Source organism: Streptomyces sp. NPDC059355 (assembly GCF_042752335.1).
Taxonomy (GTDB): domain Bacteria; phylum Actinomycetota; class Actinomycetes; order Streptomycetales; family Streptomycetaceae; genus Streptomyces.
This window is the reverse complement of sequence record NZ_JBHYXN010000005.1, coordinates 213725-229107: the sequence shown is the minus strand read 5'-3', so window position 1 is coordinate 229107 and position 15383 is coordinate 213725. Positions and strand designations below refer to the sequence as shown.

At 72.8% G+C, this 15383-nt stretch carries 13 protein-coding genes; 4 read left to right on the top strand and 9 right to left on the bottom strand.

Annotated features, from left to right (window positions below; all coding sequences use genetic code 11):
* The first annotated feature begins 127 nt into the window (after positions 1–127).
* Genes ACFXGI_RS07480 through ACFXGI_RS07470 form a run of 3 tightly spaced genes read left to right on the top strand, consistent with a single transcriptional unit; the run spans position 128 to position 2436 of the window.
* A complete protein-coding gene (locus tag ACFXGI_RS07480) occupies positions 128–1327 on the top strand; it encodes a cytochrome P450 (RefSeq protein WP_384704458.1) in 1200 nt (399 codons plus the stop codon).
* 57 nt (positions 1328–1384) lie between these two features.
* The gene (locus tag ACFXGI_RS07475; protein WP_384704456.1) at positions 1385–2203 is read left to right on the top strand and encodes a hypothetical protein; all 819 of its coding nucleotides are present in this window, start codon (positions 1385–1387) and stop codon (positions 2201–2203) included.
* Positions 2188–2436 carry a hypothetical protein gene (locus tag ACFXGI_RS07470; protein WP_384704455.1) on the top strand — a complete coding sequence of 83 codons (249 nt, stop codon included), beginning with the start codon at positions 2188–2190 and terminating at the stop codon, positions 2434–2436. The genes ACFXGI_RS07475 and ACFXGI_RS07470 overlap by 16 nt, the downstream gene beginning before the upstream one ends.
* 37 nt (positions 2437–2473) lie before the next feature.
* Here ACFXGI_RS07470 and ACFXGI_RS07465 read toward each other — a convergent pair whose 3' ends face one another.
* From ACFXGI_RS07465 to ACFXGI_RS07440, 6 genes are all read right to left on the bottom strand, one after another.
* Entirely contained in the window at positions 2474–3232 is a 759-nt protein-coding gene (locus ACFXGI_RS07465; protein WP_384704453.1) for a hypothetical protein, read from the bottom strand.
* Between the two features lie 13 nt (positions 3233–3245).
* Positions 3246–7979 carry a putative T7SS-secreted protein gene (locus ACFXGI_RS07460; protein ID WP_384704451.1) on the bottom strand — a complete coding sequence of 1578 codons (4734 nt, stop codon included), beginning with the start codon at positions 7977–7979 and terminating at the stop codon, positions 3246–3248.
* Entirely contained in the window at positions 7979–8542 is a 564-nt protein-coding gene (locus ACFXGI_RS07455; RefSeq protein ID WP_384704449.1) for a hypothetical protein, read from the bottom strand. The genes ACFXGI_RS07460 and ACFXGI_RS07455 overlap by 1 nt, the downstream gene beginning before the upstream one ends.
* Positions 8542–8973 (bottom strand): SseB family protein, encoded by a 432-nt coding sequence (locus ACFXGI_RS07450; RefSeq protein ID WP_384704448.1) that lies wholly within the window; start codon positions 8971–8973, stop codon positions 8542–8544. Before ACFXGI_RS07450 ends, ACFXGI_RS07455 begins: the two co-directional genes overlap by 1 nt.
* 156 nt (positions 8974–9129) lie before the next feature.
* Complete coding sequence (locus ACFXGI_RS07445) at positions 9130–10527, bottom strand: gluconate:H+ symporter (protein WP_384704446.1); 1398 nt, start codon at positions 10525–10527, stop codon at positions 9130–9132.
* A gap of 12 nt (positions 10528–10539) precedes the next feature.
* Positions 10540–11115, bottom strand: coding sequence for a gluconokinase (locus ACFXGI_RS07440; protein WP_384704444.1), 576 nt, complete (start codon positions 11113–11115; stop codon positions 10540–10542).
* Between the two features lie 104 nt (positions 11116–11219).
* Between ACFXGI_RS07440 and ACFXGI_RS07435 the strand changes: the two genes are divergently transcribed.
* Positions 11220–11936 carry a FadR/GntR family transcriptional regulator gene (locus ACFXGI_RS07435; RefSeq protein WP_384704442.1) on the top strand — a complete coding sequence of 239 codons (717 nt, stop codon included), beginning with the start codon at positions 11220–11222 and terminating at the stop codon, positions 11934–11936.
* A 22-nt stretch (positions 11937–11958) separates the two neighbouring features.
* On the opposite strand, the gene ACFXGI_RS07430 is transcribed toward ACFXGI_RS07435, so the two are convergent.
* From ACFXGI_RS07430 to ACFXGI_RS07420, 3 genes are all read right to left on the bottom strand, one after another.
* Entirely contained in the window at positions 11959–12903 is a 945-nt protein-coding gene (locus ACFXGI_RS07430; protein ID WP_384704440.1) for an NAD(P)-dependent oxidoreductase, read from the bottom strand.
* Positions 12904–12967: 64 nt separating this feature from the next.
* On the bottom strand, positions 12968–13366 hold the full coding sequence (locus tag ACFXGI_RS07425) for a VOC family protein (RefSeq protein ID WP_384704438.1): 399 nt from the start codon (positions 13364–13366) through the stop codon (positions 12968–12970).
* Between the two features lie 64 nt (positions 13367–13430).
* Positions 13431–15353, bottom strand: a complete 1923-nt coding sequence (locus ACFXGI_RS07420; RefSeq protein ID WP_384704436.1) for an ABC transporter ATP-binding protein — start codon at positions 15351–15353, stop codon at positions 13431–13433.
* Between the last annotated feature and the right edge of the window lie 30 nt (positions 15354–15383).

Below are 15383 nucleotides of genomic sequence, written 5' to 3'. Positions count from 1 at the left end.
CACCAGCGGCGGGCCCGAGTACCGGATCCACCCGGGTGGTGCTCGGGGCGCGGGGGGCGCTGGGGGGACGTACGGTGAGGGCGATGTCACCGAACGTTGGTTTCCGGCCGCGCGCGGAGGTACCCGGATGCGCACGCTTCACGAGGCCGCCCTGGACGTCCTGCCGGAGGACCTCGTCCCTGCGGCCCGATCCGAGGGAGGTGGTGCGGCCATGACCGGTCCCGGTACGACCCAGTCCGCCGTCTCACGCGGGCAGCGGGCGCGGGCCGGCCGCGCCGGCGCCGTCCGGTTCGCCGCCGGCCGCGCGCTTCCGCTCCTCGTCCGCGGCCTCGGCTCCGGCGGCGCCCGTCCGGCCTTCTCCGCCGACACGCTGCGCGCGCTGCGGGCCCGCCACGGCGGGGCCCCCGTACTCGTGCGCGGGCTCTCCGGAGTGGTGCTCGTCCTGCTCGACCGGCAGGAACTGCGGCAGTTCTACGGAGCCGAAGCCGAAGCCGCACCCGTCGCCGCACTCTCGCCGGGCCCCGGCGGAGTCCGTTCCCGCGCCGCCGTCCGCGCCGTCATCGCCGAAGAGGCCCGGCACCTCACGGCCACCGCCACCCTCGACCTGGCCCGCGCCCGGCACGCCGTGGCCCGCGCCGCCCGCCGGATCGTGCTCGGCGACGGCGCGGCCGCAGGAGACGTGTACCCCACCGGCCTCCTCGGCCGGCTCCGCCACCGCGGCTCCACCGGCGGGCACAGCCTGCTCGGCCACCCCGCCGCCTGCGCCGACAGCGAGGAACAGGCCCTGCGCGCCATGGACGGCATCCCCGCCACGATGCTGCGCACCCTGCTCCTGCTCGGCGCCCACCCCGCCGAACAGGACGCCGCGGCCGCCGAGGCCGCCGGATGCACCGCCCCCGGGGAACTGCCCCGGCTGCGCGCCTGCGTACGGGAGTGCCTGCGCCTCTACCCGGCGGTGCCCGACCTGATCCGCGTCACCCGTACCGAGACCGAGTGGCGGGGCGTACGCCATCCCGCCGGCACCACGGTCCTGCTGCCCGCCCACTTCCACCAGCGCGACGCGGAGCACGTGCCCGCCGCGCACGTCTTCGTACCGGGCCGCTGGAAGACCCCCGGCGCGGACGAGGACATCCGGATGGCCCCCTTCGGCCACGGCCCGGGCCGCTGCCCGGGCGACCGGCTCGGCCTGCTCATCACCACCGCGCTGTGCGCCGAGGTCCTGCGCCGGCGCCGGATCACGGCCACGCGGCCGGTGCTCGACCCGCCGGGACCACTGCCCGAGGCACTGGATCCGCGCGGCATCCGGCTCACCCTCACCCGCCGCTGACGCGCCCCGACGACCACGCCGAAGCCACCCTCCCCACCGACATCCCGCGAGGATTCCATGTCCGACGCCGCGAGCTCCGCGCCCACCGACCCGGACGCCGAGCTGCTGGACGCCCTGTGCCGCGAGCTCGCCGAGGCCGCCGACGCCGTCGGCGAAGCCGCCCGGCACGCCTCCGAACTGGCCCTCGGCACCCGGCTCCCGGCCGCCGCCCTGGGCCGCCGCCACACCCGCTCCCGGCACGGCTGGCGCACCCTGCTGCGCACCCTCACCGACCCCGCGGGCCTGGGATGGGCCCCGCGCGGCCGGGGTGTGGCGCGGGCCGGCTGGTTCGCCGGGATCCTCACCGGCCGCGAGAGCCTCGCGGTCAGCCTCGCCGTCTGCGGACTGAAGGCCCGGATCCGGGCGGCGAGCGCGGAGCGGCCCAACCTGCTGGACGACCCGGACTGCGCGGCCATCCTCCGGGCCGTGGACGAGGACCGGCAGGCGGCGGCCGCCCGGGTGTTCCGCCGGCTCATGCGGGACCGGGGCGCCGAGCGGGCGTTCGCCCTGCTGTCCCCGTCGTTCGCCGACCTGTTCGCCTGGAACGCCCTGACCGACGCGAACCCCTTCAACGACCACGCGGGCTGGCAGGTGGCCACCGGCCGGGCCGTGCCGGCGGAGCCGCTGCTCGGACTCGGCGCCGCCGTCCGGGCGTTCTTCGACCGAGACCGAGACCGGGACCGGGACCGGGACCGAGACCGAGACCGCGACCGATACCGAGACCGGGATCAGGGGCAACGCCCCGCCCCGGCCGCCCCGCACAAAGGCTGCGTCCACACCCTCGGCCTGATCGGCACCGGCGGCATCCTCCTCGTCCAGCCGTGGCGCAGCCGGTGAAGGCCGCCCCCCGGCTCCGGCCCGGCCCGCCGGACCCGGCCGACGGCCTGCGCGGCCACTCCGCCGCCCTGCGCGCCCATGCGCTCCGCCTGCACGCGGCGGCCGAAGCGCTGGACTGGCAGGGCCCGCAGGCCGACGCGTTCCGCGCCGAGGTCGCCGCCCTGGCCGACCGCTGCGCCACCGCCGCGAACGGCCTCGCCGTGGCGGCCGCGCAGCTGGAGGACGGCCACTGAGGCCGGGGCGCACGCCGGTTCCCGGCCACGCCGGAGGTCACCGGTTCCCGTAGTCCTCGACCAGATCGGCGATCAGCGCGTGCAGGGCGCCGACGCGGTGCCGGTCGTCGTCCTGGTTGCGCAGGGCCTCGTCCAAGGCCCGGAGCCGCTCCAGGGCGGCCGGTACCCGGTCGCGCACCTCGTCCAGCAGCCGTGTGGTGACCAGGTCCATGCACGCGGTGAACAGATGCCGGGTCGCCAGGGCGGGAGGAGCCGGGTCGGGCTCGGTGAAGGCGACGGTCAGGTACCGCACGGGGTCGGTCAGGCTCCAGCCGACGACGGTGCCGTGCTGGACCAGGAGCGCCACGTCGGGGGCGATGCCGATACGCGCCTGGAGCGGTTCGTCGAGAACGTCGAGGTCGCGCAGACAGGTCAGCACGGAGTCCCCGGGGCCGCGGCACAGGTCCGAGGTCACCTCCAGGCGGAAGTCCCGGGCCTCGTCGGCCCGCAGACCGCCCGGGCGGACGAGGGGTGCGGCGGGAACGCGGGCCGAGTCCTCGGCAGCGGCGACCCAGGCGGGCACCCGGAACTCCGCCCCGACCAGCTGCAGGCCGGCAGGATCGAAGCGGAGTTCGTCGGGGGTGTCCCACACGTGGTCCTGGCTGCCGAAGGTGTCCAGCTGGAACCGCTCGCGCTCCTGCACGTCCGCGTACGTCGCGACGCACACGGTGAAGTCCCGGAAGACGAAGCGCGGCGCGATGCTCAGGGGTTCGCCCGTCACCGTCGCGGTCCAGTCGTCGTCGAGGGTGAGTCTCATGGGGAACGCCGCCTCATCGGATCTGTACGGCCGGAGCCATATAGCCTTGCTTGGCCGGAATCCTGCCCTCCACGACGTCTTCGTGGGTAATCGGATTGCCGCGGTCGGTGGGCAGGCCGCCCGTGGCCTTCGCTCCGGACTCGCCGAGGACGCCTGACGGACCGTACGCCGTGATGGCGTTGCCCGCTCCTGGAGGACCACCCGTCGTCACCACGATGTCCTCGCCCTGCCTGAAGATCAGGTTTCCGCTGTTCGCCGTCGAGTGGTACACCGCGTCGGGGTTCTTGAGGATCTCGAGGACCCGTTCATCGGTGAAGCCGTGCCTGGTGTCCCCGTGGTAGTTGCCGGCCTTCTTGATCTTCCCGTCCTGCGCCCTCTCGATGACCTCGTCCGTGGCCTTGAGGGCGTCCTCCCTGGCCTTGGCCGCCTTCTCCTCTTTCGTGTACTTGGGCATCAGGCCCAGTGGGTCGCACCAGCTGTGCGGGTTGTCCACGTACGCGAGGGGGTTCGGGGCGGGGGCCAGGCCGAGGGGGTCCGGGGAGGTGTAGCGGCCGGATTCCGGGTCGTAGTGGCGGAAGAGGTTGTAGTGGAGGCCGGTTTCCGGGTCGTAGTACTGGCCGGGGAAACGGAGCGGGGTGTAGGCGCTGCTGTCACGGGCCCAGGCGGTGGTGCCCCAGAGCGTGGCCCGGGCTCGCCAGGCGATGTCACCGGACTCGTCGATGAGTTCCGTGGGGGTGCCGACGAGGTCGGTGGCGATGGCGAAGAAGCGGCGGTCGATCTCCTCCTGGTGTGTGTCGGGCGTCAGGATGCGCTCGGTCTGGGCCAGGGGGACGTCGAAGCGGTGGTCCCAGGTGAGGGCGATCGTGTGCGGGAGGTCCGGCTGGTGGCTGGTCTGCTCGCACAGGGTCAGGCCGTCCCAGGTGAACCTGACCTCCTCGACCACGGTCTCGCCGTCGGCCGCCAGGCGCTGCTTGGCGGTGCGGCGGCCGAGCGGGTCGTAGCGGTAGGTCCACCGCGTTCCGTCGGGGGTGGTGACACAGGTGAGGCGGTTCTCGGAGTCCCACGCGTAGTGCCAGGTGTCGGGTTTGCGTGAGAGCCGGGTCTTCTGGCGCAGGACGACCCGGCCGAGGGCGTCGTGCTCGAATCGGACGCCGCCGGCGCGGGTGAGGGAGGTGCCGCTGTAGGTGCGGGACCCGGTGGCCTCACCGCCGGGGTGGCCGGACGGCCAGGCGGCCGAGGTCTGGTTGCCGGCGTCGTCGTAGGCGTAGCGCTCCGTCCAGCCCCGGGCGTGGACGGCGGTGACCCGGCCCGCCCGGTCGAGGTCGAAGGTGCGGGTGCCGGACAGCCGGTCCGCGACGGACGTGAGGTGGCCGTCGGCCCGGTAGGTGTAGGCGCGGCTGTTGACCGCGTTCCCTCCGGCCGCGATGTGCTGCTCGGAAAGCCGCCCGGCTTCGTCCCACGCGGAGGTCACGGTGACCGTTTCGCCGACGACGCGTGAGAGCTCCCTGCCGGCGGCGTCGTGGGTGAAGTCGACGCGGTGATGGCCCGTGGTCAGGCGGTTCGGCGCTCCGTCGGCGTTGTAGGCGTAGGTGGTGACGTGGCCGGTGGGGGTGGTGCGGCGCGTGCGGCGGCCGAGGACGTCGTAGGCGTAGGTGAGGGGACGGCCGTCCACCAGCTCGGTCTTCACCTTGCCGCGGCGGTCGTACTGGTAGCGGAGCTCGCCGTCGGGTCCGGCTGCCTCCAGCAGGCGCCCGGCCGTGTCGTAGGCATAGGCGGTCACCCGGCCGTCGACGTCCTTGGTGATCGCCCGGCCGAGCAGGTCGCGTTCGAACGAGATGCTCCCGCCGAGCGCGTCGACGCGGGCGGCGAGCCGGCCCGCGGCGTCCAGCCGGTAGGTGAGGGTACGGCCGTCGAAGTCGGTCTCGGAGACGATGTTGTCGGCGGCGTCGTACGCGTACGTCCAGGTCAGCCCCTGTGGATTGGTGACGCGGGTGAGGCGCAGCGCGGAGTCGTGCTCGAACTCGTAGCGTGCGCCGTCGGGTCCGGTGCGGGAGACCGGCAGGTCGCAGTGGGTGTACTCGTAGCGGGTGACCCGGCCGGCGGCGTCGGTGCGGGAGAGCAGGTTGCCCTCGCCGTCGTACGTCCACGACTCGGTGGCTCCGTCGGGGCCGGTACGGCGGGCGAGCCGCCCGTCGGCGTCCCACTCCAGGCGGGTGACGCCACCGACCGGATCGGTGATGCGGACCGGCCTGCCGAGGGCGTCCCGCTCCGTGCGGGTCACGGCGCCGGCGGGGTCGGTCACCTCCACGGGCAGCCCCGCAGCGTCGCACACCACGTCGGTCGTGGCCCCGGCGGCGTCGGTGAGCGACGTGAGGCGGGCTGCCTGGTCGTAGGTGTAGCGGGTGGTCGCGCCGACCGGGTCGGTGACCGCCGTGCGGTTGCCGCGTTCGTCGAACTCGTGGAGCATGCGTGCGCCGTCCGGACCGACGACCTCCACGGGCAGGCCGAACCGGCCGCGTACGGTGTGCAGTTCGCTGCCGTCGGGGCGGAGCGCGCGCACCACCCGGCCTGCCTCGTCGTACGAGAAGACCGTGGTGAGTCCCAGCGGGTCGGTGCGGGACAGCAGGTTGCCGCGCGGGTCGTGGGTGAAGCGGGTGGTGTGGCCGAGGGGGTCGGTGATCGCCAGGAGTTTGCAGCCGGGGCCGAACAGGTGACGGGTCGCGTGACCGTCGGGGGTGGTCAGGGTGGTGGTGTGCCGGCCCGTCCGCGGGTCCGGCTCGGTGTACGAGAGGGTGATCTGGATGTGGCCGGCCTCGCCGCCCTCGGCCACGACGCGGTCGCGGTCGTCGTAGACGTAGTCGTAGCGGCTGCCGTTGGAGTCGATCCAGGCGATGACGCGCCGGCGGTCGTCGTAGACGTAGGAGGTGGTGGCGCCCGACGGCTTGGTGACCGCGGTGAGGTTGTCGTCCTCGTACCCGTATTCCATCAGGGGCAGGTCCGCTCCGCCCTCGCCCGCGCCGGCCAGGGACAGGGCGGTGATCAGGCCGTCCGCGGCGGTGAAGTTCACCCGATGGCCGGCCGAGTGCACCAGGGCCAGCGGCAGGCCGTCCTCGTCGCGGTCGACGGTGATGGTGTGGCCGTTGCGTTCGGTGATGGCGGACAGCCAGGCTTCGCCATCACCGCCCGGCTCACTGCCGGCCGGGGCGGTGAAGTGGAAGGCCAGGCCGCTGTCGGGGTCGGTGACCGTGTAGTCGCCGTCGCCGTCGCGTGCCAGCAGGGTGCGGGCCCTGCCCTTGTCCGGCCGGGTGGGCACGCCGGGCGCCGGGTGCGGGTACGCGATCAGCAGGCCTTCGGCGGTGACGTGGATGACGCCGGCCTCGTCGATCTCCAGTCGATCGTCGACCGTGGACGTCCAGTCCGGCCCGAGGAAGCGCCCGACCGGGCAGCCGGATTCGGTACGGCGCGCGAAGACCAGCGGCAGGATGCCGGGGAGTTCGACGTCGGTCTGGGGCAGGTACATCCGGCCTGTGGCGAGGTCCACCGGGTCGCCGCCGCCGTCGCGGTCGCCGTCCGCGGTGTTGTGGGTGCCGTCCGGGGCCTCCTCCACCCGGTCGCGCACCTTGGGACCCTTGATGTCGTCGAGGTGCTTGGCGGCGGAGCCGACCTTCTTCAGCGAGCCCAGGCCCTTGGAGCCGACGAGTTCGGGAATGAGCTTGCCGACGCCTTCGGAGGGGTCCTTCATGAAGTCGTCGAGCATCTGCTTGCCCGCGCCCCAGGGGTCGTTGGCCATGGTGACCAGGCCCGCGGCCGTCGAATTCAGGCTGGTGAGGTACTCGGCGGGGTGGGTCAGGTTGTACGGGTCCATCGGATTGAGCGCGCGGGCGAAGTCGACGATGCCCGCCGTGCCCTTCACGACGCCGCCGAGCAGGTGGGTGGTGGCGAGGTCCAGGTAGTCGAGGCCGTCGCCGAGCTGCTCGGTGTACGAGGGCTTGGGCGGGGCCGCGTCCCGGGCGGCCTTGATGGCGACGCGGAGGTTCTCGGCGACCTCGTTGCGCTGCTTACGGGCGTTGTCGAGCTTGTCCTGCGCGGCGGTGGCCATCGCCTTGCCCGGGTCGGCGTAGTCCTTCCCTGGGCGGGCAGGCAGGTTCTCCTTCTTCGCCTCGTACGCGTCGTTGTACTCCTTGACGAGCTTGTTGTGGGCGGTGCGGGCGTCCTCGGAGGCCTTCTTCGCCTTGTTGTAGTCCTCCAGGGCCTCCTTGGCCCTGCCCTGCGCCCATTCGACGGTCTCGGCGAAGCGGCCCATGGCATCGGCGGCCTTCTCGAAGGCGGAGGCGGCCTTGAACCAGCGCGGAGGCTCCTTCGCGACGGAATCGCGGAACGCCCCGGCGGTTTGGCCCTTGAGCCCGTCGGGGCGGGTGAGGCTCTTGAGGCCGTTGCCGACGGATTCGAAGGCCTTCCTGAAGTCGTCGAGGTGGGCGACCTGCTCGCGGATCTTCGAAGGGCTGCCGTAGACCAGTTTCTTCGGGTCCTCGGTCTGGCCGAGTTCGAGTTCCTCCACGTCCGCGCCGAGCCGGTTGGCCGCCGAGCGGCTCTTCTCCCGGATCCAGTCACCCGCGTCATCGAGGCCGACTTCCTCCGCCAGGTCGGCCGTCTTGTCGCCGGCCCACTCGATGGCGTCGCCGACCCCCTCTGCGGCGTCCTCCGCAAGGTCCTCGACCGAGTCGGGTATGTAGTCGCGCCAGCCCATCAGTTGTCGCCCCCGTCGCCCCGCGCCTGGTCCAGCAGGTCCTTCAGCGAACCGATCTTGCCGGTGGAGGTCACCGTGTCCTTGGTGTCCGACCAGGTCTTCTTGATGTCCTGCGCGCCCTTCTCGAACGACTCGGCGCTGTAGTCCGGCTTGTAGACGTCCGCGCTGAAGATGTCGCCCCAGGACTTCTGCTCGATCTCGTCCTCGCCGGCGTGCGGATTGCCGTACGCGGCGTTCGCGGCCACCTTGAACGCACCCTGGATGTACTGGTCCTCCTCCCACATCGTCCCCGCGGCGATGCCGAGGTTCGCGGCGAGGGTGGAGGCGTCCTGGATCAGGGCGCGTACCCCCCATTCCCAGCGCTCGCAGAAGTCCTCGAAGTCCGTGGCCAGCCCCGCGTGCCCGGTCTCCATCCCCGTCATCGACAGGTTCTCGAAGCCCGCACCCTGGGAAGCCCCGGCCGCGTCGCCGGACTCCCGCAACTCCGCTATCGCCGCCCGCAGACCGACCTGGATGGACGCGACCGCCGCCGGCGAGACCTCGAGGTCCCCATCGCCCGCCATCAGGCCACCGCTCCCTCGGGTGCGACGTCTACGGCGCAGGCGTCGGGAACGATCCCGGCCACCGGCGGGAACAGCATCGACCCGTCCCCGTCGGCCACGTTCACCGCCACTCCGGCCGGCCCGTCCACCTGCGGAACGACCGCATCGACCAGCCGCGCGCCGAGGACCGCCAGGTACGGCCACTCCCGGCCGTCCTCCCCACGGGCCCCGGCGAACCGGAACAACGACTCCTCGTCGGTGAACGCGTAGAACCAGCGGATCCCGCCCGACAGGGCCGACATCAGGCCACCGGCGGCGTCACCGGCAGCCGTTCCCGCTCCGGCGGCGTCGGTGACCGGAACGAGCAGGACCGTGCGGCGGAACGAGCCGACCAGCCGCCCCGGATCCCCCCGGCCTTCCCGGTAGTCGGATATCTCCTCGGTCAGTCCCATGGCGGTGCGCCCCCTCCGCGTGATCCATGTGCGAGGAGCGAAATAGTATCTTGATCGCCAAATGGCCCGAAGTGGCGAGGCGGCACACGCGCGCGGCCGCCGCGGCCGGCGGCCGGTCCCCCGCTCCTCGCTGTGGTGGAAGCGCCGTCGGCGCTCTCACAGCACCAGCGACAGCAGCAGGACGAAGCCCAGCCCGACCACCGAGATGATGGTCTCCATCACCGACCAGGTCTTGACCGTCTGCCCGACCGTCATCCCGAAGTACTCCTTCACCAGCCAGAATCCGGCGTCGTTGACGTGGCTGAAGAACAGCGATCCCGACCCGATGGCCAGCACCAGCAGGGCCGTCTCCGTGGTGGACATGCCCGCGGCGAGCGGGGCCACCAGCCCCGCCGCCGAGATCGTGGCGACGGTCGCCGAGCCCGTCGCGAGCCGAATGGCCACGGCGATGAGCCAGGCGAGCAGGAGGGCGGGGACCGACCAGTTCTCCGACAGCTCCAGGATCATCCGGCCGACACCCGCGTCGATCAGGGTCTGCTTGAAGCCCCCGCCCGCGCCCACGATGAGCAGGATGCCCGCGATCGGAGCCAGCGACTTCTCGACCGTCGTCGAGATCCGCGCCTTCGTGAACCCGGCCGCCCGGCCGAGGGTGAACATGCCCACCAGCACCGCCGCGAGCAGTGCGATGAGCGGGGAGCCCGCGACGTCCGTGACCCGTTGCAGGCTGTTCTTCGGATCGTCGACAACGATGTCGACGAGCGCCTTCACCAGTATCAGCGCCACCGGGAGCAGCACGGTGAACACCGTCGCCCCGAACCGCGGACGGTGCTCCGGCTCGGCCGAGGGCCGCTGCGGGATCATGTGCTCGGGCGCCGGGATGTCCACCCAGCGGGCCGCGAACCGGGAGAACACCGGCCCGGCGATGATCACGGTCGGGATCGCCACCACCACACCGAGCGCGAGGGTCACACCGAGGTTCGCGTGCAGCGCGTCGATGGCGACCAGCGGACCGGGGTGCGGCGGGATCAGCCCGTGCATCACGGACAGTCCGGCCAGCGCCGGGATGCCGATCCGCATCAGCGAGTAGTTGCCGCGCTTGGCCACCAGCAGCACCACCGGGATCAGCAGCACGATGCCGACCTCGAAGAAGAGCGGCAGCCCGATCACCGAGGCGATCAGGACCATGGCCCAGGGCATCGCCCGGCCCTTGGCCTTGGCGAGGATGGTGTCGACGATCTCGTCCGCGCCGCCCGAGTCCGCGAGCAGCCGGCCGAGGATCGCGCCGAGCGCGATCAGTACGCCGACCCCCGCGACCGTGGCGCCGAGCCCGGCCGTGAAACTCGCGATGGTCTTGTCGAGCGGGGCGCCCGCGAACACCCCGAGGGCGAGCGAGCCGACCGTCAGCGCCAGGAAGGCGTGCAGCTTGAGGCGGGTGATGAGCAGGACGATGACGGCGATACCCGCGAGGACGGCCACGCCCAGCTGGGTGTTCCCGGCCGAGGTGATCGGGGCGGGCGCCGCCGCTGCCAGTATCTCGACGCTGAGACCTGTCACGGTGGGGGTTCCTCAGTTCTCTCGGGAGGGAGCGGTGTTCGGGCAGACGCCGGGCAGCGCGGACAGCGCGGCCAGGGCCCGTTCGGTGATCTCCTCGGGTGATCCGGACACGTCGACGACGACGCCGAGTTCGTCCTGCTGGAGGGGCTCCAGCGTGGCGAACTGCGAGTCCAGCAGCGCGGTCGGCATGAAGTGGTCCGTACGCGCCGCCATGCGCCGCTCGATCAGGGAGCGTTCGCCGGTCAGGTGTACGAACACGGCGTCGGGCGCGGAGCCGCGCAGCCGGTCGCGGTACGCGCGCTTGAGCGCCGACGAGGCCACCACCGCGCCCTGCCCGGCGGGCCGGGCGCTGATCCAGGCGCCGATGGCGTCCAGCCAGGGCCGCCGGTCGGCGTCGTCCAGCGGAATGCCGGCGGACATCTTGGCGACATTGGCCGCCGGGTGGAACGCGTCGCCCTCCACGTAAGGGAGGTCGAGCGCGTCCGCGAGCAGCCTGCCCACGGTCGTCTTGCCCGTGCCGGCCACTCCCATCACCACCATCACGCGCTGGGTGCCGCTCACGTCGTACCTCGCTGTCTTCGTCGACATCGGTTCGTGCGCCCTCACTGAAGCTATTAAGTAGTACTTATTCAAGAGCCTGACGGAAAACATCACATCTTTGGTCCGCCGGGAGGTCGCCGTACGCTTACGCCATGACCACCGAAGGCCAGGGACTCCACTCCCACGTGCTGGACACCCTCGGCCTCGCGATCACCGCGGGCGAGCACCCGCCCGGCAGCGTCCTGCGCACCGATGAGATCGCGGACCGCTTCGACGCCTCGCGCACCGTGGTCCGCGAGGTCGTCCGCGTCCTGGAGTCCATGCAGCTGGTCGAGTCGCGCCGCCGGGTCGGCGTCACGGTGCGGCCCGCCGAGGAGTGGAACGTCTACGACCCGCGCGTCATCCGCTGGCGCCTCGCCGGCGCCGACCGCCCCCGCCAGCTGCGCTCACTGACCGTGCTGCGCTCCGCGATCGAGCCGGTCGCGGCCGGCCTCGCCGCCGCCCGGGCCACCCCCGAGCAGTGCGCCGCGCTCACCGAGGCCGCCCTCGGGATGGTCAGCACCTCGCGCGGCCACCAGCTCGGCGCGTACCTGCGCCACGACATCGACTTCCACCGGATCGTGCTCAACGCCTCCGGCAACGAGATGTTCGCCCGGCTCGGCGACGTGGTCGCCGAGGTGCTGACCGGCCGTACGCAGCACGCGGTGATGTTCCCCGACCCCGACCCGGCCGCCGTCACCCTCCACGTCCGGGTCGCCGAGGCCGTACGGGAGGGCGACGCGGACCGTGCCGAGTCACTGACCCGGCAGATCGCGGTGGGCGCCCTGGAGGAACTCGACGTCCTCGCCCCGGCGCCCACCTCCGCGTGACGTACGTCCTACTGGAACGGGCTCAGGACGCCGTCCCCGCGGGCACGGTCTCGAAGCCCGCGTAGTAGGCGGCGGCCATGTCCTCCTCGGCGTGGCCTCCCGCCGCCGCGCGCCGCATGCGGTCTCCCGTGGCCCGGGCCAGGTCGACCGCGACCCCCGCGCCGTCCGCCGCCTCCGCGATCAGACCGGTGTCCTTCTCGGCGCCGTACACCGTGAAGCTGGGCGCGAAGTCCCGTTCCAGGACGGCCTTCATCTTCGCCTGGAGGTACGGGTTGTCCATCGGGCCGCCGGTCAGCGCCTGCGCGAACAGGCCCGGGTCCACACCCAGTCCCTCCGCCAGCGCGAGGGCCTCGCCGACCGCCGCCGTCAACGTGATCGCGTACCCGACCGTGGTCAGCTTCAGGCGGGTCGCGGCCCCCGCCTCGGCCCCGGCCCACAGCGTCTTGGCGCCCACCGCGTCGAACACCGGGGCCAGCCGCGGATCCGCCGGCCCGGAGGCCAGTACGACCAGCGTCCCGGCCTCGGCCGGCTGCCGGGTGCCCTGCACCGGGGCGTCCACGAACACCAGGCCGTGCTCCCGGGCGAAACCGGCCAGTTCGTCGAGCGCGACCACGCCGACCGTGCTCATCTGCGCCCACACCTGCCCCGCGCGCAGCCCCGGCGCGGCGGCGGCCATCGCATCGGCCACGGCCGCGCCGTCCGTCAGCATGGTCAGCACGACATCGGCCCCGGCCACCGCCTCGGCCGGGGTGTCCACGACCACCGCGCCTACTGCGGCCAGCGGTTCGGCCTTCTCCCGGGTCCGGTTCCACACCCGCAGCCCCAGCCCGGCCCGCAGCAGGTTGCGGCCCATCCCCGAGCCCATGATCCCGGTGCCCAGCAGTGCGACAGTGTTCACGGCGTCACTTCCCTTCCGGATGCGTACAGTGCGTCCAGTCTCGGCGCCGCACCCCGCCCGGCGGGTCATCCCACGCCCGGCGCCGCGGACTTGACCGGAGTGATCCGAAAAGAGGGCGACCGCCGGACACCCCCTATGCGGTGTCCCCCCGGCCCTCGGCCGCCGCCGTGCGCGGGGTCGTCTGCTGGACCGCCCAGCCGTTGCCGTCCGGGTCGGAGAAGTAGACGAACGAGCCCCACGGCATGTCCTGGATCTCCGTCACCTCGATGCCCCGGCCGCGCAGGTCCTCGTACGCCTCCTCGATGTCGGTGACGACGACCTGCATGTTGTCCAGCGATCCCGGGGCCATCCGGGTGAGTCCCTTGCCCAGGGCGATCGAGCAGGCCGACCCCGGCGGGGTCAGCTGCACGAAGCGGATGTCCTCGCTCACGGTGACGTCGTGGTCGGCGTGGAAGCCGACCCGCTCGTAGAAGGCCTTGGCCCGGTCGACGTCGGTGACGGGGACGGCGACCAGTTCCAGCTTGATGTCCATCGGTGCTCCACGTGCTCCACGGTCGGTGCTCGGCGGCGGCCCGCCGCTCGCGGACCTTCCGGCATCATGCTCCCGCAGCCGGTACGGCGCCGCCCGGGGCGGCTTCCGCCGCCGTGTCCGCCGCCGCGAACTGGGTGCGGTACAGCTCCTCGTACCGCCCGCCCGCGGCCAGCAGTTCCGGGTGCGTACCGCGCTCCACGATCCGGCCCTCCTCGACGACCAGGATCAGGTCGGCCGCCTGTACGGTCGACAGCCGGTGCGCGATGACGATCGCGGTCCGGCCGGACAGGGCCTCGCCCAGGGCCTCCTGCACCGCCGCCTCCGAGGTGGAGTCCAGGTGGGCCGTGGCCTCGTCCAGGATCACCACCCGCTGCCGGGCCAGCAGCAGCCGCGCGATGGTCAGCCGCTGCCGCTCGCCGCCCGAGAGGCGGTAGCCGCGTTCGCCGACCACCGTGTCCAGGCCGTCCGGCAGCGAGGCGACCAGCCCGTCGAGCCGCGAGCGGCGCAGGGCCTCCCAGATCTCCTCCTCGCCCGCCTCCGGCCGGGCCAGCAGCAGGTTGGACCGCACCGACTCGTGGAACAGGTGTCCGTCCTGGGTGACCATGCCGAGCGTCTCCCGGATCGAGTCGGCCGTGAGGTCCCGTACGTCGATCCCGCCGAGGCGGACGGCGCCCGCGTCGGCGTCGTACAGCCGCGGCAGCAGCTGCGCGATGGTCGACTTGCCGGCGCCGGACGAGCCGACGAGGGCGACCATCTGCCCGGGCCCGGCGCGGAACGACACCTCGTGCAGGACCCGCGTACCGCCCCGGGAGTCGAGGACCGCGACCTCCTCCAGGGAGGCGAGCGAGACCTTGTCGGGGGAGGGGTAGCCGAAGGAGACCCGGTCGAACTCCACGGCCACCGGCCCCTCCGGCACCCGTCCGGCGTCCGGCTTCTGGGCGATCAGCGGCTTCAGGTCGAGGATCTCGAAGACCCGCTCGAAGCTCACCAGGGCGCTCATCACCTCGACGCGGGCGCCGGCGAGCGAGGTCAGCGGGGCGTACAGGCGCGTCAGCAGCAGGGCGAGGGCGACGACGTTCCCGGCGTCCAGGGTCCCGCGCAGGGAGTAGTACCCGCCGAGCCCGTAGACGAGGGCGAGCGCGAGGGCCGAGACCAGGGTGAGTGCCGTGATGAACGCGGACTGCGCCATCGCCGAACGGATCCCGATGTCCCGCACGCGCGCCGCCCGCGCCGCGAACTCGGCGGACTCGTCGGCAGGGCGCCCGAAGAGCTTGACGAGGGTGGCGCCGGGCGCGGAGAAGCGCTCCGTCATCTGCGTGCCCATCGCCGCGTTCAGGGTCGACGCCTCCCGCTGCATGGCGGCCATCCGCACGCCCATGCGGCGGGCCGGCAGTACGAACACCGGCAGCAGGACGAGGGCCAGCAGGGTGATCTGCCAGGAGATGCTCAGCATCACGGCCAGCGTGAGCACCAGGGTCACCGTGTTGGCGACCACGCCGGAGAGGGTGTTGCTGAACGCCCGCTGGGCGCCGATCACGTCGTTGTTGAGCCGGCTGACCAGTGCGCCGGTGCGGGTACGGGTGAAGAAGGCGACCGGCATGCGCTGCACGTGGTCGAAGACGGCCGTGCGCAGGTCCAGGATCAGCCCCTCGCCGAGGGTGGCCGACAGCTTGCGGGTGAGCAGCCCGAGCCCCGCCTCCGCGACCGCGATCACCGCGATGAGCAGGGCGAGCCGGGTGACCGTCCCGCCGTCCCCGCCGCCCCTGCCGTCCACGATGGCGGTGACCACCCGGCTGGCGAGGACCGGGGTGGCGACCGCGAGCAGCGCGGTCACCACGCTGAGCAGCAGGAAGAAGGTGAGCCCGCGGCGATGCGGGCGGGCGAATGCGGCGACCCGGCGCAGACTCGCCCGGGAGAGCGGGCGCCGTTCCTGCCGGGCGTTCATCGCGCTGTGCAGCGATGTCCAGGCGGTGACTTCCATGTCCATGCGGGGAACGCTAAGACCTCAACCAAGCTT

Excerpts from the sequence above, each read along its gene's own strand:
- ACFXGI_RS07435 (WP_384704442.1), top strand. The coding sequence starts at position 11,220 with ATGACCACCGAAGGCCAGGGACTCCACTCCCACGTGCTGGACACCCTC.
- ACFXGI_RS07430 (WP_384704440.1), bottom strand. The coding sequence starts at position 12,903 with ATGACCCGCCGGGCGGGGTGCGGCGCCGAGACTGGACGCACTGTACGC.
- ACFXGI_RS07475 (WP_384704456.1), top strand. The coding sequence starts at position 1,385 with ATGTCCGACGCCGCGAGCTCCGCGCCCACCGACCCGGACGCCGAGCTG.
- ACFXGI_RS07425 (WP_384704438.1), bottom strand. The coding sequence starts at position 13,366 with ATGGACATCAAGCTGGAACTGGTCGCCGTCCCCGTCACCGACGTCGAC.
- ACFXGI_RS07480 (WP_384704458.1), top strand. The coding sequence starts at position 128 with ATGCGCACGCTTCACGAGGCCGCCCTGGACGTCCTGCCGGAGGACCTC.
- ACFXGI_RS07420 (WP_384704436.1), bottom strand. The coding sequence starts at position 15,353 with ATGGACATGGAAGTCACCGCCTGGACATCGCTGCACAGCGCGATGAAC.
- ACFXGI_RS07465 (WP_384704453.1), bottom strand. The coding sequence starts at position 3,232 with ATGAGACTCACCCTCGACGACGACTGGACCGCGACGGTGACGGGCGAA.
- ACFXGI_RS07450 (WP_384704448.1), bottom strand. The coding sequence starts at position 8,973 with ATGGGACTGACCGAGGAGATATCCGACTACCGGGAAGGCCGGGGGGAT.
- ACFXGI_RS07460 (WP_384704451.1), bottom strand. The coding sequence starts at position 7,979 with ATGGGCTGGCGCGACTACATACCCGACTCGGTCGAGGACCTTGCGGAG.
- ACFXGI_RS07455 (WP_384704449.1), bottom strand. The coding sequence starts at position 8,542 with ATGGCGGGCGATGGGGACCTCGAGGTCTCGCCGGCGGCGGTCGCGTCC.
- ACFXGI_RS07440 (WP_384704444.1), bottom strand. The coding sequence starts at position 11,115 with ATGTCGACGAAGACAGCGAGGTACGACGTGAGCGGCACCCAGCGCGTG.